Annotated in this window: 19 protein-coding genes and 1 tRNA gene; 12 read left to right on the top strand and 8 right to left on the bottom strand. The window is 61.9% G+C overall.

Features of this window, described 5'->3' with window-relative positions; genetic code table 11:
* The first annotated feature begins 22 nt into the window (after positions 1–22).
* From hsdR to DDT93_RS07875, 5 genes are all read left to right on the top strand, one after another.
* Positions 23–2377, top strand: coding sequence for an EcoAI/FtnUII family type I restriction enzme subunit R (hsdR, locus tag DDT93_RS07895; RefSeq protein WP_109465782.1), 2355 nt, complete (start codon positions 23–25; stop codon positions 2375–2377).
* Positions 2374–3861: a class I SAM-dependent DNA methyltransferase gene (locus DDT93_RS07890; protein ID WP_109465258.1), complete on the top strand. Its 1488-nt coding sequence runs from the start codon at positions 2374–2376 to the stop codon at positions 3859–3861. Before hsdR ends, DDT93_RS07890 begins: the two co-directional genes overlap by 4 nt.
* Positions 3848–5608 carry a restriction endonuclease subunit S gene (locus tag DDT93_RS07885; protein WP_109465257.1) on the top strand — a complete coding sequence of 587 codons (1761 nt, stop codon included), beginning with the start codon at positions 3848–3850 and terminating at the stop codon, positions 5606–5608. Before DDT93_RS07890 ends, DDT93_RS07885 begins: the two co-directional genes overlap by 14 nt.
* Positions 5609–5699: 91 nt before the next feature.
* Complete coding sequence (locus tag DDT93_RS07880; protein ID WP_109465256.1) at positions 5700–6461, top strand: hypothetical protein; 762 nt, start codon at positions 5700–5702, stop codon at positions 6459–6461.
* 9 nt (positions 6462–6470) lie between these two features.
* Entirely contained in the window at positions 6471–8318 is a 1848-nt protein-coding gene (locus DDT93_RS07875) for an ATP-dependent nuclease (protein WP_109465255.1), read from the top strand.
* A 54-nt stretch (positions 8319–8372) separates the two neighbouring features.
* Here the strand turns inward: DDT93_RS07875 and DDT93_RS07870 are convergent.
* From DDT93_RS07870 to DDT93_RS07855, 4 genes are all read right to left on the bottom strand, one after another.
* A tRNA-Thr gene (locus DDT93_RS07870) sits at positions 8373–8448 on the bottom strand.
* Between the two features lie 172 nt (positions 8449–8620).
* Complete coding sequence (locus DDT93_RS07865; RefSeq protein ID WP_109465254.1) at positions 8621–10171, bottom strand: heme biosynthesis protein HemY; 1551 nt, start codon at positions 10169–10171, stop codon at positions 8621–8623.
* 10 nt (positions 10172–10181) lie between these two features.
* Positions 10182–11513, bottom strand: coding sequence for a COG4223 family protein (locus tag DDT93_RS07860; RefSeq protein ID WP_109465253.1), 1332 nt, complete (start codon positions 11511–11513; stop codon positions 10182–10184).
* Between the two features lie 49 nt (positions 11514–11562).
* Complete coding sequence (locus DDT93_RS07855; RefSeq protein ID WP_109465252.1) at positions 11563–12303, bottom strand: uroporphyrinogen-III synthase; 741 nt, start codon at positions 12301–12303, stop codon at positions 11563–11565.
* Between the two features lie 75 nt (positions 12304–12378).
* Here DDT93_RS07855 and tsaD point away from each other — a divergent pair, with 75 nt between their 5' ends.
* From tsaD to DDT93_RS07835, 4 genes are all read left to right on the top strand, one after another.
* Positions 12379–13473 (top strand): tRNA (adenosine(37)-N6)-threonylcarbamoyltransferase complex transferase subunit TsaD, encoded by a 1095-nt coding sequence (gene tsaD / locus DDT93_RS07850; RefSeq protein WP_109465251.1) that lies wholly within the window; start codon positions 12379–12381, stop codon positions 13471–13473.
* Positions 13470–14432 carry an NAD(P)H-dependent glycerol-3-phosphate dehydrogenase gene (locus DDT93_RS07845; RefSeq protein WP_109465250.1) on the top strand — a complete coding sequence of 321 codons (963 nt, stop codon included), beginning with the start codon at positions 13470–13472 and terminating at the stop codon, positions 14430–14432. The genes tsaD and DDT93_RS07845 overlap by 4 nt, the downstream gene beginning before the upstream one ends.
* Positions 14433–14495: 63 nt before the next feature.
* Positions 14496–14915: an EVE domain-containing protein gene (locus DDT93_RS07840; protein WP_109465781.1), complete on the top strand. Its 420-nt coding sequence runs from the start codon at positions 14496–14498 to the stop codon at positions 14913–14915.
* Positions 14916–15001: 86 nt separating this feature from the next.
* Positions 15002–15397 (top strand): DUF1761 domain-containing protein, encoded by a 396-nt coding sequence (locus DDT93_RS07835; RefSeq protein ID WP_109465249.1) that lies wholly within the window; start codon positions 15002–15004, stop codon positions 15395–15397.
* 191 nt (positions 15398–15588) lie between these two features.
* Here the strand turns inward: DDT93_RS07835 and DDT93_RS07830 are convergent, their stop codons facing one another.
* Together DDT93_RS07830 and ahcY are read right to left on the bottom strand one after the other, a co-directional pair.
* Entirely contained in the window at positions 15589–15930 is a 342-nt protein-coding gene (locus tag DDT93_RS07830; RefSeq protein WP_109465248.1) for a DUF2853 family protein, read from the bottom strand.
* Between the two features lie 192 nt (positions 15931–16122).
* Positions 16123–17517, bottom strand: a complete 1395-nt coding sequence (ahcY, locus tag DDT93_RS07825) for an adenosylhomocysteinase (RefSeq protein ID WP_109465247.1) — start codon at positions 17515–17517, stop codon at positions 16123–16125.
* Between the two features lie 232 nt (positions 17518–17749).
* Between ahcY and DDT93_RS07820 the strand changes: the two genes are divergently transcribed.
* Positions 17750–18316, top strand: coding sequence for an HD family hydrolase (locus tag DDT93_RS07820; RefSeq protein ID WP_232825424.1), 567 nt, complete (start codon positions 17750–17752; stop codon positions 18314–18316).
* Positions 18313–18801 (top strand): GNAT family N-acetyltransferase, encoded by a 489-nt coding sequence (locus DDT93_RS07815; protein ID WP_109465245.1) that lies wholly within the window; start codon positions 18313–18315, stop codon positions 18799–18801. The genes DDT93_RS07820 and DDT93_RS07815 overlap by 4 nt, the downstream gene beginning before the upstream one ends.
* 6 nt (positions 18802–18807) lie before the next feature.
* Here the strand turns inward: DDT93_RS07815 and DDT93_RS07810 are convergent, their stop codons facing one another.
* Positions 18808–19122, bottom strand: coding sequence for a hypothetical protein (locus tag DDT93_RS07810; RefSeq protein ID WP_109465244.1), 315 nt, complete (start codon positions 19120–19122; stop codon positions 18808–18810).
* 352 nt (positions 19123–19474) lie between these two features.
* Between DDT93_RS07810 and DDT93_RS07805 the strand changes: the two genes are divergently transcribed.
* On the top strand, positions 19475–20350 hold the full coding sequence (locus DDT93_RS07805) for a LysR family transcriptional regulator (protein ID WP_109465243.1): 876 nt from the start codon (positions 19475–19477) through the stop codon (positions 20348–20350).
* A 75-nt stretch (positions 20351–20425) separates the two neighbouring features.
* Here the strand turns inward: DDT93_RS07805 and DDT93_RS07800 are convergent, their stop codons facing one another.
* Positions 20426–20980, bottom strand: coding sequence for an ActR/PrrA/RegA family redox response regulator transcription factor (locus tag DDT93_RS07800; RefSeq protein WP_109465242.1), 555 nt, complete (start codon positions 20978–20980; stop codon positions 20426–20428).
* Between the last annotated feature and the right edge of the window lie 11 nt (positions 20981–20991).

The following is a 20991-nucleotide window of genomic DNA, read 5'->3' as shown; positions in this document are numbered from 1 at the left end:
GCAGAGATATTGATTGCTCATGATGGATCCGAGCGAGAAGAAAAAGCTGAGCGAAAGCGATATTTGCGATCTATTTATTTCGCCCGCAATTCGGGATGCGGGCTGGGATCCAATGAAGCAAATTCGGCGTGAGGTGACACTTACACCAGGACCCGTAGTCGTCCGTGGAAATATGTCGTCGCGAAACAAAAAGAAGAAGAAGTTTGCGGACTATGTCTTGTCTTGGGAGCCGTCTGTTCCTGTCGCCGTTGTAGAAGCGAAAGATAATACTGTGGGGGTTAGTCATGGCCTGCAGCAGGCGCTCAGCTATGCGGATATTCTGGAGATTCCCAGCGCCTTCAGTTCGAACGGAGATGCTTTCGCTGGGCACAACAAGGTTCCTGAACCAGGAGAAGATATCGAGACCGATTTTCCTCTGACTGATTTTCCGGCGCCTCAGGTACTTTGGGAACGCTACAAGAATTTCCGTGGAATTAAGGACGAGGATGAGGCGCTTGTTCTTCAGCCCTATCATGAAGAAGCTTCAGGAAAGGAGCCGCGATATTATCAGGTCGAGGCCATCAACCGGACCATCGAGGCAATTGCCAACGATCAGAGGCGCGTACTCCTCGTCATGGCCACTGGTACCGGCAAGACCTACACAACTTTTCAGATAATCTGGCGACTGTGGAAGGCAGGAGAAGCGAAGCGCATTCTATTCTTGGCCGACCGAAACGTTCTGGTTGATCAGACGCTCGTGAACGACTTCAAGCCGTTTGGAAGTGTGATGACCAAGGTTCGCAATCGCAAGATTGACCCATCCTATGAGATTCACCTGGGGCTGTACCAAGCGCTGACGGGTCCGGACGAGAGTGACAAGATCTTCAAATCGGTCTCGCCTGATTTCTTCGATCTTATCGTGATCGATGAGTGCCACAGGGGCAGCGCAGCGGCCGATGCAGCTTGGAGAGAAATCCTTGAGTACTTCTCCGCCGCCATCCAGATCGGTCTGACCGCAACGCCCAAGGAGACCAAATACGTTTCAAGTACCGCGTATTTCGGGGAACCGGTTTTTACGTACAGCCTGAAGCAAGGCATCGATGACGGCTTTCTGGCGCCCTACAAGGTTGTCAAGATCGACATCGACCGGGACGTGGAAGGGTGGACGCCACCACCCGGCATGACCGATGATCTTGGCGCAGAAATCGATGCACGCGAATACAATCGCCAGGACATGGACAGAATTCTTGTCCTGAACCAGCGGACTAAACTGGTTGCAGATCGCGTCATGCAACTCTTGAAAGCCACCGATCCATTTTCGAAAACGATTATCTTCTGTGAAGATATCGACCACGCAGAGCGCATGCGCAAAGCTATCGTCAACGCCGCCGGCCCGCTTGCCCTCGAAAATCCGAAGTATGTGATGCGGATTACCGGTGACAGCGTTGAAGGGAAGGCGGAGCTCGATAACTTCATTGATCCGGAGAGTAAGTTCCCGGTCATCGCAACGACTTCGGAGCTCTTGACGACCGGCGTGGATGCCAAGACCTGCAAGGTCATCGTCCTGGACAAGACAATCTCCTCCATGACGACGTTCAAGCAGATCATTGGTCGGGGCACGCGCATCGATGAGGAGCACAATAAATATTTCTTCACGATCATGGATTTCAAAGGCGCGACCGACCTTTTCAGGGATCCAGATTTTGACGGAAACCCCGTCGTTATCTACACGCCTGGAGACGATGACGACCCGGTTCCCCCTGACCCCCCTGATGATCCCGACGACGATGACGACGGCCCTGATGACGATGATCCTACAGGCTCAAAGAAGATTAGGGTGAGCGGAGTCGATGCAAACATCGTTGCAGAGCGGATCGAGTACCTTGGCCCAGACGGGAACCTAATTACAGAATCCTATAAGGACTTCGCCAAGAAGCAGGTTTTGTCGGAGTACGCTTCACTGGATGAGTTTATCCGCACTTGGAACGATGCCGAAAAAAAGCAGGCCATCATCGAAGAGCTCGAAGAATACGGCGTACTTTTGGAAAACCTTGCAGCTGAGGTTGGCAAAGACTTCGGCGACTTCGATTTGCTGTGTCACATCGCCTACGAGCAACCACCTCTGACGCGGAAAGAGCGCGCCGACAAAGTTAAGAAACGCAATTACTTTACGAAGTACGGCGACCAGGCTCGGGCAGTCCTATCGGCGCTTCTGGACAAATATGCAGACGAAGGCATCACCACCATTGAAAGCGCGAAGGTTCTAAAGCTGCAGCCGTTCGACACGATCGGCACACCGATGGAGATCATCAATGATGTGTTCGGTGGAAAAGACGGATATGAGCAAGCCCTACGAGAGCTTGAACAACAAATATACAAACAGGCAGACGTAATATGAGCGACGTTTCCGCGATCATCAAATCTATCCAAGACATCATGCGAAAGGATGTCGGCCTCGACGGTGACGCTCAGCGCATTGGGCAGATGGTCTGGATGTTCTTCCTGAAGATTTTCGACGACCGTGAAGCCGAGATGGAACTCTTGGAGGATGACTACACGTCGCCCCTTCCAGAGCATATCCGTTGGCGGTCATGGGCGAAGGACCCGGAAGGTATCACCGGCGACGCAATGTTGGACTTCGTAAACCTCCAACTTTTCCCAACTCTTAAACAAAAACTCCCGACACATGGACCACAGGCGGCCCGCGCTCAGGTGATCCGCAGTGTGTTCGAGGACGCCAATAACTTCATAAAGTCAGGCACGTTGATGCGTCAGATCGTCAATAAGATCTGCGAAATCAACTTCAACAACACTGCCGACCGGCACACGTTCGGTGATATATATGAGCAAATCCTGAAAGATCTGCAGAGTGCGGGAAACGCAGGCGAGTTCTATACCCCGCGCGCCGTAACGCAGTTCATCGTGAACCGTGTTGACCCAAAGTTAGATGAGACTGTCCTGGACCCGGCATGTGGAACGGGTGGCTTTTTGGCCTGTGTGGTCGACCACAAACGGGGGAAGTACGTCAAGTCAGGTGCGGACGAAGAAGTCCTTCAGGGGTCAGTCAGGGGTGTCGAGAAGAAGGCACTACCGCACATGCTCTGCGTGACTAACATGATCTTGCACGGGATCGACACGCCGTCGGCAATTGTACATGGCAATACTCTTGGGCGTCCTTACAAGGACTACAGCGAAAAGGACCGTGTAAACGTCATCGTGACCAACCCGCCATTTGGTGGGATGGAAGAAGACGGGATCGAGAACAACTTCCCATCGCACTATCGCACACGCGAAACTGCCGATCTGTTCATGGCGCTGATCCTGCGGCTTTTAAAGACCAATGGACGTGCTGCAGTTGTCTTGCCGGACGGGTTCTTGTTCGGCGAAGGGATGAAATCGCGGCTAAAGCAGGCCTTGTTGGAAGAAGCCAATCTTCACACAATCGTCCGCTTGCCCAACGGCGTCTTCAACCCTTACACGGGAATCAAAACCAACATCCTGTTCTTTACCAAAGGCACGCCTACCAAGGATGTATGGTTCTACGAGCACCCCTATCCAGAGGGCGTGAAGAACTACAACAAATCCAAGCCCATGCAGTTTTCGGAGTTCCAGCCCGAGATCGACTGGTGGGGGGATGAGGCCGATGGGTTCAAGGCGCGCAAGGAAATCAATCAAGCTTGGAAGCGCAGCGTTGAATACTTGGAACAGCGCGGCTTTAATTTCGACGACAAGAACCCCTTTGAAGCGGCCAAGACGGACCATAATCCCGACAAGCTGTTGAAAGAGTATCGAGCAGCGCAGGACGACATTCAGAAGCTGCGCGACCAACTGAAATCGATCTTGGCGGATGCCCTAAAAGGGGGCGCTTGTGACGGACGTTAACCAACTGATCACCGAGCATCTGGATATCTGGACATCAGCGATCGAAAAGAAGTCCAGTGCCGGGCGTGGGAACGGCGGCGCGTTCAGTCTGTATGGCATCAAGAAGTTGCGCGAATTGATCTTGGAACTGGCGGTGCGGGGGAAGTTGGTCCCGCAGGATGAAGAAGAGGGAACGGCCGAAAAGCTCCTTAAAGAATTGGGTCGAGGCAAGGCTGAATTGGCTGCAAAGGGCGAAATCAAGACGCCGCGCCAGATCGAACATAGGAAAACCCCGAAGCGCCACCCGGTGCCAAGTGGCTGGCTGTGGGTGCATATAGACCAAGTGGGGGCCGTAGTGGGCGGGGGTACGCCAAAAGCGAGTGACCCCAAAAGCTTCAAGGAGCCTGGCGACGGATTTCCCTGGCTGACACCTGCCGATTTGAGCGGGAACACTGAGCTCTACGTTGAAAGAGGCAGTCGAGACCTCAGTGAAAGCGGTCTTGCCAAGTCTTCAGCAACGCGGATGCCCGCGAACACCGTTCTTTTTACCAGCCGTGCACCCATTGGATATGTTGCCATTTCTGCCGGCCCTATAGCGACAAACCAAGGCTTTAAGTCTGTGGTTCCTTTTCACGTTGAGATGTCCAAGTATATCGCTCTGGTCTTACGTTGTTTCGCTCCAGAGATTGATGCTGCTGCACCAGGTACCACCTTTAAGGAAGTCTCTGGAAAGATCGTCGCGGGCTTGTCATTCCCTCTACCACCGCTCGCCGAACAACACCGCATCGTCGCCAAGGCGGATGAGCTGATGGCGCTGTGTGATGCGTTGGAGGGGCAGGCCGAGGACAGCCTCAAGGCGCACCAGACCCTCGTTGAAACCTGCCTCGCCACCCTCACCAACAGCCAAACCCCCGAAGCCCTCACCCATAACTGGACCCGCATCGAAGCCCAATTCGACACGCTCTTCACGACTGAGGAGAGTGTTGAGGCGTTGCGCCGTGCGGTGCTTGACTTGGCGCTTCGCGGGCTCCTGACAGAACAGATAAGCGGCGAAACACCGGCGTCTGATTTGCTCAGAAAACTATACGATAAGAACAAGAAGTCGGCGAGTTCGCGGCACCGAACCATCGTTTCTAAAACTAAGAAGGCTGAACCGCCGTTTGATCTGCCCGAAAGCTGGGCTTGGTCGAACCTGGGTCTTCTTTCTTCAGACCTTCGCTATGGCACATCCAAGAAATGTGACCGCGACGATAAATTGGTACCTGTGCTTAGAATTCCAAATGTCTCCGGCGGACGAGTTGACCTAGATGACATGAAGTTTGGTCCATTGGATCCAAAGGAAGTTGAAGACCTGAGGCTTCGCTCCAATGACCTGCTCATCATTCGCTCAAACGGTAGCCTAGACATCGTTGGGAGCTTTGCTGTCGTTCCAGAGCTTGAGGGCGATTTTGCTTTCGCTGGGTATTTGGTTCGCGTCAGAATTGATCCCGCCTTCGTTGATCCTCGCTACATTTGGTATGTCAGCAGATCGCGGTTCATAAGGGATCAAATCGAAGGGCCAATCCGGCATGGTGTCGGATTGAAGAACGTTAATTCAACGGAATTGGCGTCGCTGCAGTTCCCGATCCCGCCGAGGGAAGAGCAAGAAAGGATCGTAGACAAACTTGATGACCTATTTGAAATTTGCGACCGTCTTGCCCAGCGGGTCGATGACAGCAACACTATAAACTTTACCTTGGCTGACACCCTTACCTCCAAAATTAATTGAGAAAACATGCGATTAGAATCTGTCCGGTGCAACGAGCACAAAAGCTTTAGCCAAGTTACCTCAACCTCTCTGCATTGCGAGAGGGTTGTCCATGCCCTGGCCTGATTTTACCGAGCTCACCTTTGGTTTCGCTTTCCTGCGCGAATTGGAACAAAACTACGTGCTTGGTGGCAAGTTTCCAAAAGCCTCCGATTTCATCAGCCAAGGTGCCGAGGCTACGAAAGGCTATGATGTCGAGGTCACCCTCGATGGATCAACGCCTGTTTTTATCCAGCTGAAGCGCTCCTACGTTCTGGTGCGCAACAGCGCACGCGAGATACAGGACGGCCTCTACGCGGATCCGAAGGTCTATCGCATGAACCTGCACAAGAATGGCAAGTACCGCCAACACAAGGCGCTGCAGGGGCTCGAAGCGCTCGGTAACGCCGTCTTCTACGTGACCAGCCAGATTCACACACCCAAGGAATTCTCAGACGCCTATAGCGCCGGAACGGTTGTGTCGCAGGCCTCGGCCATGTTCGCGCCCAATGAGATTATTTTGCCAGACGACACCAAGGATCATCACGTCAGTTTTAAACCGAACGATGGTTTCGGTTACGTCTACTCCAAAGAACCGCATCAATTTGAACGAAAGTTTCAGAGCTTTGATAGCTGGCTTTCGACTGTTGGGCAGCGCGCGCGAAGTGCGAAAGAGAACCGGCAACTGCTTAAAAAGACGGTTGAGTTCTTGAAGAAGAAACGAAGGCCTCGCGATCCGGTTCTGCAAATGATCCGCGACCAACCGCTGGAAGCCCAAGCCGCGATCCTCGCCTATTTCATCCTCGACGCCCAACTGGCTTTCGTGAAGACATAAGGGAAGTCTATGCGCCTAAAATCTGTCTGGATCAGCAAATATAAGAACCTTCGCGACTTCACGCTCACCTTCGACGGCGACAGTTTCCTCGACATCTTCGTCGGCAAGAACGGCACGGGGAAGTCCAACTTCTTCGAGGCGCTGATAGAGATATTTCGCCACATCTTTGATAGTCGGACCGAGCTCGACGACATAGGATTTGACTATGAGGTCACGTACGAAATCGGGGGTGAGGACACCACGATTTCCTTACGAGACGGGGTTTTCAAGATCGATGGCCGTGAGCGCCGTACGGTTGGCCGGACGCCAGTCCCAGACAATGTTCTCATCTATTACTCCGGACACAACGACACCATCTCCAAGCTCATAGAGCGTTACGAAACTGCCTTCCGCAGGCGCGTCAGAGGCGCTGAAGTTGGTGAAAGCCGGAAGTTCATCGGCATTGGCCCAGGGTACAAACAACTCCTGCTGTCTATCCTCTTGATGCAACCGGTTGATTGTCGCGCACGAGGGTTCATTCAAGAGAAGCTGAAGATTGAGCAGCTGGGTACGGAGGCCAATCTTGTTCTATCACGTCCTCGTTTTGCCGAAGGTATTGAGGTTGATCCCTTCGACGACAGCACGTTTCTGTGGGGCATAGACGGAATAGTCCGCGAGTTCCTTGATAAACTTTTGGCCTGCATCAGGGGCGACTACACTCCTGGCTCCCTATATGATCGCGAAGCGGACCAGTTTTCCATTCCGATCAATCTGGACTTGTTCCGAACTGCCTTTCAAGACGTCGAGCCCTCAGAGTTGTTCCGCAGTTTTGACAACCTCCGTACGCTTGAGATGATCAAAGAAATTTCTGTCCCGATTACGCTGGAGGGCGGGACCGAGGCAACCACGGGGCATTTCAGCGACGGCCAATTTCAGTCGATCTATATCTACTCGATTTCAGAACTGTTCAAAGACAGGAATTGCATCAGCTTGCTCGACGAACCGGACTCATTTCTTCACCCTGAATGGCAGTTCGACTTCTTGAAGCAGGTGATTGAGATCACCGAAGTTGCATCCCAGAGCAACCATGTTCTGCTAAGCAGTCACAGCGCGTCGACCGTGGCCAGATCACGGGAAGAAGAAATTCGCATGTTTGAGTTCGACGGCGACCGTGTTTCCGTCCATAGCGCAAACAAAGCTTCGATAATCCGGTCGCTCTCGGCTGGTCTGATCACCTTCTCCGAAACTGAAGCTAGGTTAAACATCGCGTTCACGCTGAAGAACACAACTGGTCCTGTTCTATTCACAGAAGGTATTACGGACGAACTCATACTAGAGACCGCTTGGCGAAAGCTGCGTGGTGATGCTCATCGCCCGTTCGATATTCAGAACGCGTTCAGCTGTGGTTTCCTACGCAATTTGTTAAAGGACGAATCCCTGTTTGCATCTAATCCGGGCCGAAAGTTCATTGGCTTGTTTGATTTTGATGAGGCGTATAACGACTGGGCGCAGCTCGGTGCAGACTTCGAGACTGACCCACATAATTGCTTGGGAAAGAAGCTCAATGGTCGAGAAGGCTATGCCCTGTTGCTTCCAGTTCCGCCGAACCCCCACATCCGAAAACAAGTTCTGAATGCAGAAACAGGTGGCAACTACGGGAACCGATCTCTGCTAACCATCGAGCTCCTTTTGCACGGCGTCCCTGGGTTGGAGGCACACTTCGCAGTCGACCAGTCGCGCCCCGAGCGTTTTACCCGGTTCATCGGTGACAAGGTGCACTTTGCAAACAACATCGTGCCACATGTTGAAGCAGAACATTTTGCGAGCTTTGCTCCAATTTTTTTGAATGTCGAAAGCATCATTGCTGCAGGTGCTTAGGCGCTAGGCACCATTCTCAATCGCTTCTGTAAGTGTCTGACTTTTAAAGAGAAGTGGTGCCGCTGAAGGGACTCGAACCCCCGACCCCATCATTACGAATGACGTGCTCTACCAGCTGAGCTACAGCGGCTTCCTGGACCCTACTATGGCCCTACTAGTTCTTCTCCTGTGCCTCGAACTCTTTGGTTTTGCAAGTCATTCGAGCGGGGACCCGCTAATTACGAATGACGTGCTCTACCAGCTGAGCTACAGCGGCCCTGGTGCGGCGCGCTCTTAGCATCGCTGCGCGCCGCGGGAAAGGGCTAATTTGACGGCGGGCGCGGTTCGGTCCGCTCTGCTTCCGCCTCGACATAGTCGACCGGGGCGGGGGTGGTGCGGGGTTCCGGGGCCGCCGGCTCGGCGGGGTCCGTCACCTCGGGTGCGCTCACCGGTTCCTCCACGGTTTCCGCGAGCGTCTCCGCTGCGGGCGCGGGGGGCGTGCCCACGATCAGGGGGAGCATATGGACGCCGGTGGCCGAGACGATCTCGCCGCGCGGCGGGGTGCGCCAGCTGAGGGTGTCGAGGCCCTTGCAGCTGGGGCAGACCGGCACCCATTCGGACTGGACGTGCTGGCAGTTGTCGCAGACCCACTGCGGGCCGCGCGGCGCTGCGAGGGCGCGTGCGAGCCAGCCGTGGACCACGCTGTCGGGCGATCCCTCGCCGCGTTCGATGGCGGCCATCAGGGTCAGGGCGCGGGCGTCGGCCCGGTCGGAGGCGGCAAGTTCACCGAGGGCGCGGCGGGCTTCGGGGAAGTCCTCGGCCACGATGTTCAGCTCGGCCAGCAGCAGGCGGGTTTCCATGTGGTCGGGATGGATGCGCGTGAGCTGGGCAAAGCGCTTGACCCGCTCGGTCGGGGTCTCGTCCGGGGCGATGGCGGCAAAGGCGGCGGCGAGGTCGGGATGGGGCTGCGCTTCCCATGCCTTCTTGAGCAGGCGCACGGCGTTCTTGGGCTTGCCCTTGGCCACGTAGGAGCGGGCGGCCAGCGCCGCGGCGGGGACGAGGTCGGGGGAGAGGCGGTTGGCCTCGATGGCGCGTTCCTGCGACTCGACGCTGGCGGTCTCGTCCAGCAGCAGCTTGGCCTCGGACAGCGCCAGCACGGCTTCGCGCCGGGTATAGACGTCGCGGGGCAGGGCGCCGGATTTCAGCTTGGCGGTGAGGGTGCTGCGCGCGCCGGCCCAGTCGCCCGCCTCGGCCTGCAGCTTGAGCAGGACGTCCTGCGTTTCCTCGTGCTTGGGCTTGAGGGCAAAGGCCTTCTCGGCCAGCTTGCGCGCGGTGTCGGTGTCGCCCTCGGCCAGCTTCTGCTTCATGATCCCGCGAACGCCGACGAAACGGGTGGCATCGTGGGTGATCAGCTTCTTGTAGGTCTCGGTCGCCTTGCGCGTATCGCCCGCCATCTCGGCGGCCTGCGCGGTCAGCAGGTTGGTCAGCTCGGGCTTTTGCAGGTAGCGTTCGGCCTTGGCGGCCTTGGACATGGCGACCTTGCCCTCGCCCGAGGCCAGCGCCATCAGCCCGTCGGCCAGCGCCTGGTAGCCCTTGCGTTCGCGGCCCCGGTCGAAATAGCGCGAGATCGCGGTCTCGTCGCCGTTCAGGAAGCGGATGAAGGCGACGAGGAGCGAGAGCAGCTTGAGCAGAATCCAGACGGCCACGATCAGCAGCAGCCCGGCAATGACCGACTGAAGCGGGCCGAGCGTGTACTCGGTGCCGGCAACGGTGATCTGGATGCCCCCGGATGTTTCCATCAGCGCCTGCGCGCCCAGGGCGAGCGCCGCGACGATGACGACGAAAACCAGAATCTTGATCAGTGACCAGAGCATGTTGGGTCCTTCACCTGGGGGTGACGCTTTGTGCCAGCGCGGCGGCGGCATCGAGGGCGGCCTGCCGTTTGCGGGCCTCCGTCGTCCAGTCCTGCATCGCGTCGGCGGCCGGGCCGGTCAGGGCCGCGACTTCGCTGATGGCTGTGTCGAGATCGCCGCCGGTCAGCGCGGCCTCGGCGCGGGACAGGATCGCGTCGGGGTCGTCGCCCGCGCGCGGTTCGACCGAGCGGGCGCCCAACTGGCGCTGGAAGAAGGCGGCAAAGCTGTCGCTGCCCCCGGCGGACCGGGCGCGCGCGGCGGCGAGTGCGTCACGGGCGGCGGGCGGGAAGGCGGCCTGAAGCGCGGCGAGGGTCGGGACCCCGGAGCCCGCGACCTCCTGCAGCGGGGGTGTCAGGGTCACGCCGAGCCCGGCCAGTTCGGTGCCGAGATCCTCGAAGGGCGCGCCCTGGTCTAGCGCGGTCTGCAACCGGGCGAGCGTGGCCTGCGCCGAGGCGACGCGGGCGGCCTCGGCGGCGGTCTCGTCGTGCTGGCGGGCCTCGGCGATCAGCGCCTCGACCTCGCTGCGCTGGGTCGCCACGGCGTCGCGCAGCTTGTCCAGTTCCTGTTCGTAAGCGTCGATAGCGCTTTGCGCGACGTTCTCGCCCAGCGGACGTTTCTCAAGCTCGCTCAGCCGAGTCTCGAGCGTGGCGATGCGCTCGTCGAAGGCGCCGACCTGGCCGCTCAGCGGTTCGACCGAGTCGGCGATCTGCTGGAGCCGGTTGCCGAGGTCGGCGGTGTCGGGGCGCGGGATGGCGGCGAGTTCGGATCGCAGGGCCGAGAGGTCGTCGCTCTGTGCGGCCAGCTTCTGTTCCAGTCCGGCGATGGCCTCGCTGGCGTTTTCGCTCTGCCACGAGGGGGGCAGCAGCGGGTCGAGAATCTCGGTGCGGCCCGCCACGAATCCGAGGACGGCGGCAATGGCCCCGCCCAGCAGTGCGGCGCCGAACCCGCCGCGCCGTTCGACCACCATCGGCTCGGACGAAGGCGTCGTGGCGGCCTCGGCCGGTTCGCTCATGGCGACCTCGGGGCGTTCGGGGGTGTCGAGCGGGGGCAGGACGGGCATGTCCCGTTCCACGTCGGTCTCGTCGGCTTCGGGCAGGAGGCTCTCGTCGTCACCGGCGGCGCCTTCGGCCACGGGCTGATCCGCTTCGGGGCTCTCGTCGGGCTCTCCGAGAACGGCGGGCGTGTCGGCCTCGGACGCGTCCGTCTTGGCCGGCGGGGTCTCCTTGTCGGGATCGACAGCGGCTCCGGGCGTCTGCGCGCTCTCGGGCGTTTCGTCGTGATCCGGTTTCTTCTGATCGGCCAACGTTCCCCACCCTTTCGAATCTAACCAGTACTCAGGACTGGGAAAAAGACTACTGTGGCTCGCCCCTGCCCTCAACCCGACAAAGCCGGGCGAGGTTCCCTGCGATGGCCCCGATCATGAGATCCGCCTCGGGGCGGTCGACGGTTACGAGGGACGCGAAACTCTTACCGGCAAGGACTTCGGCGACCGCAGGGCTGAGCGCGATGGCATGAACCCGGTCTGGCGCAGCGATCTCCTCGGCGAATTGTCGCGCGGTGCGGGGTGAAAATAGCGGCGCGATCACGGGGGTTTGCCCGGCGAGATGGCGTTTGGCCGCGGGCGACAGCGGCAGCAGCCGCTGGTCATAGACCGGCAGGCCGAGTGTCGGCAGCCCCGCGGCGGTCAGGCGACCGGCGATGTCGCCGCGGGTGTGGGCCCCGTGGAGATGCAGCAGGGGCGTGGCGGGACGGGTCCGTGCGAGGGTGGCGACCAGCGCGTCGGCGTCCTCTCCGGCGAAGCGTGCGTTCCAGCCTGCCCCGGTGGCGGCGGCGGTGGTGGCCCGGCCGATGCAAAAGGCGGGCAGGCGGGGCTCCAGCCCCGCGGCGCGCGCGGCCTGTACCCCGTTGGCGGAGGAGAAGATCACGCCCTGCGCGTCAGCCGCCGTGATCGGCGCGTCCGACAGGGCGATTTCCATCAGGGGGGCGATGCAGACCTCGACCCTGTCGGCCACCTCCACGGGCAGCGCGGACACGAAACGCTCGGACGCGGCGCGCGGACGGGTCATCAGCAAGACGGGTCGCGGCGTGTCCATCCATCGCCTCGGGATTGTGAGCAGGGCGTTTGGGTGATACCTCCGCCGCACCCATCATGCAACGAAGAGTGCCGGATGACCAAGGCCCTGACCCTTCTCGGACTGGAAAGCAGCTGCGATGATACCGCGGCCGCCGTGGTGCGCCGGACGGATGCGGGGACAGAGGTTCTGGCCTCGGTGGTGTTCGGACAGGCCGAGCTGCACAGCGCCTTTGGCGGCGTGGTGCCCGAGATCGCGGCCCGCGCGCATACCGAAAAGCTGGACACCTCGGTGCAACAGGCGCTGGAGGCGGCGGGCGTCACACTCGCCGATCTCGATGCCGTCGCGGTGACGGCGGGGCCGGGGCTGATCGGCGGCGTCCTTGCCGGGGTGATGTGCGCCAAGGGGATCTGCGCGGCGACCGGGCTGCCGCTGGTCGGGGTGAACCACCTTGCCGGGCACGCCCTGACCCCGCGCATGACCGACGACATCGCCTTTCCCTACCTGATGCTGCTGGTCTCGGGCGGGCACTGCCAGTTTCTCGTGGTGCGCGGACCGGACGATTTCTCGCGCCTTGGCGGCACCATCGACGACGCTCCGGGCGAAGCGTTCGACAAGGTCGCGCGGCTGCTGGGTCTGCCGCAGCCGGGCGGCCCCTCGGTCGAGGCCGAGGCGGCCAAGGGCAATGCCACGCGGTTCCGGATGCCGCGCCCGCTGCTGGACCGCGACGACTGCAACCTGTCGTTCTCGGGTCTGAAAACCGCGCTGCTGCGCGCGCGCGACGGTGTGATCGCGGAAAAGGGCGGGCTGACGCGGGCCGACCGGGCCGACCTCTGTGCCGGGTTCCAGGAGGCCGTGGTCGAGGTGCTGGCGGCCAAGCTGCGCCGGGCCTTGTCGATCTACCTCGAAGAACGGCCGGATGTGCCCACGGTCGCCGTTGCGGGCGGGGTTGCGGCGAATGGCGCGATCCGTGCCGCGCTGGAACAGGTCGCGGCCGAGGCCGGTGCCGCCTTTGTCGCGCCGCCGCTGCGGTTCTGCACCGACAATGCGGCGATGATCGCCTATGCCGGGATCGAGCTGTTCGAGGGCGGTCAGCGGGACGACATGACACTGGCCGCGCGGCCGCGCTGGCCGCTGGACCGGTCTGGCCCCGCAATGCTGGGGAGCGGCAAGAAGGGGGCCAAGGCATGACCATCGGCGTTGTCGGGTCCGGTGCCTTCGGGACCGCGCTTGCCGTTGCGCTGGCGGGCAAGGGGCGGGTGACGCTCTGGACCCGCTCGGCCGAGCAGCTGCGCGAGATGGCGGAGCAGCGCAGCAACGCCGCGCGCCTGCCCGGCGTGACGCTGCCCGACGCGCTTTCCGTGACCGGCGATCTGGCCGATCTGGCGGGGTGCGAGGCCCTGCTGCTGGCGGTTCCGATGCAGAAGCTGCGCGGGTTGCTGCAACAGGAGGCCGCCAGTCTGGAAGGGCGGACGTTGGTGGCCTGCTGCAAGGGGATCGAGCTGGACACGGGCGAAGGCCCCGTCTCGGTGATTGCCGAGTGCCTGCCCGGGGCGCGCCCGGCACTGCTGACCGGCCCGAGTTTTGCCGCCGATATCGCTCGCGGCCTGCCCACGGCGCTGACGCTGGCCTGTGCCGACGAGGCGACGGGCGCCGCGTTGCAGGGCGCGCTGTCGACCGAGATGCTGCGGGTCTACCGGACCACCGACACCGTCGGCGCGGAACTCGGCGGGGCGCTGAAGAACGTGATGGCGATTGCCTGTGGTGCGGTCATGGGGGCGGGGCTGGGTGAGAGTGCCCGCGCCGCGCTGATGACGCGGGGCTATGCCGAGATGGTGCGGCTGGGCGTGGCGCTGGGTGCGCGGGCCGAGACATTGGCGGGGCTCTCGGGCTTTGGCGACCTTGCGCTGACCTGCACCTCCGAGCAGTCGCGCAACTACCGGCTGGGCCTGTCGATCGGGCGCGGTGAGGCCTTTGACCCGACCGTCACCGTCGAGGGCGCGGCCACCGCGCGGGCCGTCGCGGCGAAGTCGCGCGGCATGGGGATCGACATGCCGATCACCTTTGCCGTCGAGGCGTTGGTCAGCGGCGAGCATACCATCGCGGAAGTCATGTCGCGCCTGCTGGCCCGCTCGCTCAAGCCGGAGTGACCTTGCCCCTTGCCAGCGTCCGTGGGCATGGCAGACTGGCGCAAATTCGCGAAGGAGACGCAGATGGCGTACTGGCTTTTCAAATCCGAACCCTCCACGTGGAGCTGGGACGACCAGGTGGCCAAGGGCGCGGCCGGCGAGGAATGGGACGGGGTGCGCAACTACCAGGCGCGGAACTTCATGCGCGAGATGAAGATCGGCGACCGGGGGTTCTTCTACCACTCGCAGACCGAGAAGGCGGTGGTCGGTATCGTCGAGGTCTGCGCCGAGGCGCATCAGGACAGCAAAACCGATGACGAACGCTGGGACTGCGTGGACATCAAGGCGGTGCGCCCCTTCGTTCAACCGGTGACGCTGGACCAGATCAAGGGAGCGGAGGAGCTCTCTGAGATGGTGCTGGTCAAGAACTCGCGGCTGTCGGTGCAGCCGGTGACCGAGGCGGAGTGGAAGGCGGTCTGCGCATTGGGCAAGACCGACCCGTAAACGCCCCCGGGGCGGTCCGAGAAGAATCCTCTGGGCAAACGACTGGCCGTGGCACAAGCTTTGCGCAGGGAAGATGGGAGGCCGCTATGGGATTTCTGGCTGTCATTCTGGCTGCGCTGGCGGGGTTCGCCGTGGGGGCGGTCTGGTACATGAGCCTGTCGGGCCCCTGGCTGCGGGCCACCGGCTTGCCGCTGAACGACGAGGGAAAGCCCGTCTCGCCGGGAAGCGCGATGCCCTTCGTCGTCTCGGGCCTCTGCATGTTGCTGGTGGCGGGGATGATGCGGCACATCTTTGCCATGTCGGGGCTCAGCGGGGCGGGCACCGGCCTTGTCGCGGGGCTGGGGATCGGCGCCTTCATGATCGCGCCCTGGACCGCGATGAACTACGCCTATGCGCAGCGTAGGGCGATGCTCGCGGTGATCGACGGCGGCTATGCCATCCTCGGCTGCGGCGCCATCGGGCTTGTTCTGGGTCTGTTTTGAACGGAGGGCCCGGCCCACGGCCGGAACCCTCGCTCACCCACGTGCTCCCAAGACACCACACGCGAAACTGAATTGGCCCCGGCCCTTCTGGCCGTCGCCCGATGCATAGCGCGCAGGCGGTGCGGGGGCAAAAGAATTGCCCGCCGCATTTGACGAGAATGCGAAACGCTCGTGGGGGCGTTCCCGGCGGATCAGCCGTAGACGGCTTCCTTGCCGAAATGCCGGGTCAGCAGATAGTAGATCACCGGGCGGTACTTGTTGCGCTCGGACTGGCCGTAGGTCTGGATCGCCCTGGCGATGCCCGCGTCCAGCTCGGGGCCGTTGGCGAGGCCGAGCTTCTTGATCAGGAAGTTGTTCTTCACCGTCTCCAGCTCGCCCGGCTGGCTGGCGGCGACGGTTTCCGCGTCGGCGTCGTAGATTGACGGCCCGCAGCCGATGGTGACCTTGGTCAGCAGGTCCATGTCCGGCTTAACGCCGCATTTCTTCTCAAGATCTTCGGCGTACTTGGCGATCAGGTCATCTCTCTTGCCCATGATACTCCCACCCAAATGTGTTGCGTTCAATCTGCCGGGAAAGCGCCTCTCCCGCCGGGAGCCTAGTGGCCGGGTCCTGAATCACGAAGGTCGAATTTCCGGCTGAGCAGACTGCCGCTCGGCCTCCCGGAAACGAAAGAGGCCCGGCCATATCGGCCGGGCCTCGCGATCTCGTCACGCGATGGTGCGGGATCAGTAGCGGTAGTGTTCCGGCTTGAACGGGCCCTCGGGCTTGACGCCGATGTAGGCGGCCTGCTCCGAGTTGAGTTCGGACAGCTTCACGCCGATGCGGTCGAGGTGCAGGCGCGCGACCTTCTCGTCGAGATGCTTGGGCAGGATGTAGACCTCGTTCTTGTACTGGTCGCCCTTGGTGAACAGCTCGATCTGCGCCAGCACCTGGTTGGTGAAGGAGGCCGACATCACGAAGGAGGGGTGACCGGTGGCGTTGCCGAGGTTCAGCAGGCGGCCTTCGGACAGCAGGATGATCTTGTTGCCCGAGGGCATCTCGATCATGTCGACCTGTTCCTTGACGTTGGTCCACTTGTGGTTCTTCAGCGCGGCGACCTGAATCTCGTTGTCGAAGTGGCCGATGTTGCCGACGATGGCCATGTTCTTCATCTCGCGCATGTGCTCGATGCGGATCACGTCCTTGTTGCCGGTGGTGGTGATGAAGATGTCGGCGCTGTCGACGACGTCTTCCAGCCGGACCACCTCGAAGCCGTCCATTGCGGCCTGAAGGGCGCAGATCGGGTCGATCTCGGTCACCTTCACGCGCGCGCCGGCACCGGCCAGCGAAGCGGCCGAGCCCTTGCCCACGTCACCGTAACCGCAGACCACGGCGACCTTGCCGGCCATCATCACGTCGGTTGCGCGGCGGATGCCGTCGACCAGCGATTCCTTGCAGCCGTACTTGTTGTCGAACTTGGACTTGGTGACCGAGTCGTTCACGTTGATGGCGGGGAAGGGCAGGTGGCCTTTCTCCATCATCTTGTAGAGGCGGTGAACGCCGGTGGTGGTTTCCTCGGACACGCCCTGGATGGCGTGGCGCTGTTTCACGAACCAGCCCGGGGTCTCGGCCATCCGCTTCTTGATCTGGGCGAAGAGGGCAACCTCTTCCTCGGAGGTCGGAACCGCGATCAGGTCGGTCTCGCCTTCTTCGACCCGCGCACCCATGAGGATGTAGAGCGTCGCGTCGCCGCCATCATCGAGGATCATGTTGCAGGTGCCTTCCTCGAACTGGAAGATCTTGTCGGTGTAGGCCCAGTAGTCTTCCAGCGTTTCGCCCTTGATGGCGAAGACCGGGGTGCCGGAGGCCGCGATGGCGGCGGCGGCGTGGTCCTGGGTCGAGAAGATGTTGCAAGAGGCCCAGCGGACGTCGGCGCCAAGTGCGACCAGCGTCTCGATCAGGCAGGCGGTCTGGATCGTCATGTGCAGCGAGCCTGCGATCCGTGCGCCCTTGAGCGGCTTGGACTTGCCGTACTCTTCGCGCAGCGCCATCAGGCCCGGCATTTCGGTCTCGGCAATATCCAGTTCCTTGCGGCCGTAGTCGGCCAGTGCGATGTCCTTGATGACATAGTCTTGCGTCATGTCTTCTATCCCATATCGGAAATACGTTGAGAGGGCTGTACCATCCGGGCCGTGGACTGTCCACGCAACCGGGGCGGATTGGGTAACGGGGGTGTTGCTCCTGTCCGATTGGCGGGTCTTCGGGCAAATCGCTGGGCGCGGAAATCCCGGCTTGGCGGGGCGCGTGCCATTCGTTAACAGCGAAGGCATGGCGAAGAGCGGTGGCACCAGACAACCCAGGGCGTGGCAGCGGATGCTGTCGGGACGCAGGCTCGACCTGCTGGACCCGACCCCCGTGGATATCGAGATCGAGGACATTGCCCACGGGCTTGCCTTCGTGGCGCGCTGGAACGGTCAGACCAAGGGGGATTACCCCTATTCGGTCGCCGAACACTCGCTGCTGGTCGAGGCGATCTTTACCCGGATGCACCCCGGATCCTCGCCTGCCGACCGGCTGACCGCGCTGCTGCACGACGCCCCGGAATACGTGATCGGCGACATGATCTCGCCGGTGAAGGCGGCAGTGGGGCCGAGCTATGGTGAGCTGGACAAGCGGCTTGCCGCGGCAGTCCACATCCGCTTTGGCCTGCCCGCGAACACGACGCCGACGCTGAAGAAACGGATCAAGAAGGCCGACAAGGTCAGCGCGTGGATGGAGGCGGTTCAGATCGCCGGATTCTCGGAGGCGGAATCGACTCGCTTCTTCGGCCGTCCCGATCCGGAGCTGATAGCGGGGCTCGACATCCAGCTGCGCCCGCCGGTCGAGGTGCGCCGCGATTTCACGGCGCGACACGCCGAGTTGCTGAGGCAGTGCCCATGACCCGCCCGATCGTTCGCCCCGCCGCCGATATGGATGCGCGGGCCATCGCGGATCTGCTGAACGAGGTGATCGCGCAGGGCGGCACCACCGCCATGACCGAACCGGTCGACCGCGAGGCGATCCTTGGCTGGATGCGCGCCGACCCCCGGTCCATCTGGCATGTCGCCGAGACGGAAGAGGGCGAGTTGCTGGGGTTCCAGTGGGTCGATCCGCACGCCGAGAAGGGCGCGGACTGCGCCCAGATCGCCACCTTTGCGCGGGTCGGCAAGACCGGGCTGGGCATCGGGTCCGCCCTGTTCGAGGCGACCAGGAACGCCGCCCGCGCGGCGGGTTACACATGGATCAACGCCGAGATCCGCGCCGACAACGCGGGCGGCCTGATCTATTACCAGAGCCGGGGTTTCGAGGACTACGGCAGGATCGAGGGCCGCCGCCTCGCCGATGGCACTGTCGTCGACAAGGTGCTCAAGCGCTTCGATCTCTGACCCGGTTCAGAACCGGCTCTCGATGTGCGGCACCTGACGGGGGAGCACCACCAGCCCGCTGCCCGAGGATACCACGCAGGATATCGAATCGGGCCGCGTCAGCAGGATGGTGAAGGTCCCCGACTGTTCGGACCCCCAGAGCTCCACCATGACGGTGGGAGACTGCAGGCCGAGCGCGATCTGGTTTTCGCCGAAGGCGTCGGACAGGCGTTCGACCAGCAGGGTGCGCGGTGCGCAGTTCGTGATGGGCTGGGCCTGAACCGGAGGCGCGAGCGCTGCGGTTCCGAAGATCAGGCAGGCCGTGAATAGACGTTTGAACATGATCTCTCCTTTCCGCCGGAGGGATCACGCTTGGGCGGTGCTCCGCCCGGCTATTGATTTACCTGTACTGAACAGGTGGGGATTGCGGGGGGGAAATGCGAGTCCCGCGCGCTGTCCGCGCGGTAAAGTGATGGTGACAGTGCGCGGAGCAACCGCCGCAGCGAGAAGCGCGGAGCGGGCCGGGGCAGCCGGTGGCGCGGCCTGTCCGGCCGGTGTGCGTGCAGCATTTCATCTGGTAGCCTGATCATGATGCGACTCCCGTGGGGGTTTTCTGTTTCGCTCATGAAAATAATGGATATGATCGAAAACACCGAGGCAGCAATTTTTGCCGATCTTTTAGCTGAGCTATCATATGTCGGATATCGACTGGAGCGAGTTGCCGTCGCTGTCGTCCCTTCGGTCCTTCGAGGCGGCGGCGCGGCTGGAAGGATACAGCGCGGCGGCGCGGTCCCTGAACGTGACGCCTGCGGCGGTGGCGCAGCAGGTGCGCGCGCTGGAGGATCTGGTGGGCGCCAAGCTGGTGCGGCGCGAGGGGCGCGGGATTGTTCTGACCGAGGCGGGGCGCCAGTTGTCCGCCCCGGTGCGCGAGGCCTTTGCCCTGCTGGCGAGTGGTGTCGGCGACTTGCGCCGCGCCCAGGTCAGCCGGGGCATCCGGGCGACGACCACCACCTTCATCGTGGATGCGGTGATCCTGCCCAAGCTCTCGGACTTCTGGCGCGCCCATCCCGATATTCAGATCGCCTTTGTCCCGGGCCCCTGCCTCGTGCCGGTGGACTTCGACGGGTTCGACTTCGGGATCCGGGTCGGCAAGCCTGCGGACTGGCCCGACTTCAACTGCGATCCGCTGATCAGCTGCCGCAAGGTCTTTGTCGCCGCGCCGGAACTCGCCGCGTCGGCCGCGCCGCAGGATCTGCCCTGGATCCTGAGCGAGGGGCCGCATGACCTCAGATTCCTGGCCGAGGCCGGTGTCGACGTGAGCCGGATCGAGCTGCGCAACATCGGGGGCGAGATCTTCGAGGTCGAGGCCGCCAAGCGCGGGGTCGGCGCGATCCTCGCGACCGAGGTGGTCGTGCGGCAGGCGCTGGCCGATGGGGCGCTGGTCGAGCTGGACCTGCACCATCCCGAGCCGTCGGTCTACAACGTGATCACACCCAAGGAGCCGGTGAGAGAGCCGGTGCGGATCTTCCTCGACTGGCTGAAGGAGGCGCTGGGCGCCCCGCAGGTCTGATGCGCGGGGCGGATCGGCGACAGGGTTCTGGTGACCTGACCCGCGGCCCTGGATCGGAGGGCGCTGGCGCGCCCCCTAGCGGGGGCTGCGCTTGGCGAGGATCCGCTGCAGCGTGCGGCGGTGCATGTTCAGGCGCCGCGCCGTCTCGCTCACGTTGCGGTCGCAGAGTTCATAGACCCGCTGGATGTGTTCCCAGCGGACGCGGTCGGCGCTCATCGGGTTCTCGGGCGGGGGCGGCAGTCCCTCGTTGCGGGCCAGCAGCGCGTTGGTGATGTCGGTGGCGTCCGCAGGCTTGGACAGGTAGTCGGTGGCCCCGATCTTGACCGCGGCAACGGCGGTGGCGATGGCGCCATAGCCGGTCAGCACGACGATCCGGCTGTCCGGGCGTTTTTCCCGCAGGACCTCGACCACGTCGAGCCCGTTGCCATCCTCGAGTCGCAGGTCGACCACGGCATAGGCGGGCGGACGGGCGGTGGCGATGGCGCGCCCCCCAGCGACGGATTCGGCCATTTCGACCTCGAAGCCGCGCTTTTCCATGGCCTTGGCCAGTCGGCGCAGGAACGGTTCGTCGTCGTCGACCAGCAACAGCGACTTGTCCGGTCCGATATCATCCGGCGTTACCTCAGGCATTCCGGTTCCTC

This window comes from Albibacillus kandeliae (assembly GCF_003116585.1).
Lineage (GTDB): Bacteria > Pseudomonadota > Alphaproteobacteria > Rhodobacterales > Rhodobacteraceae > Albibacillus > Albibacillus kandeliae.
This window is presented reverse-complemented; position numbering and strand designations above follow the sequence as displayed.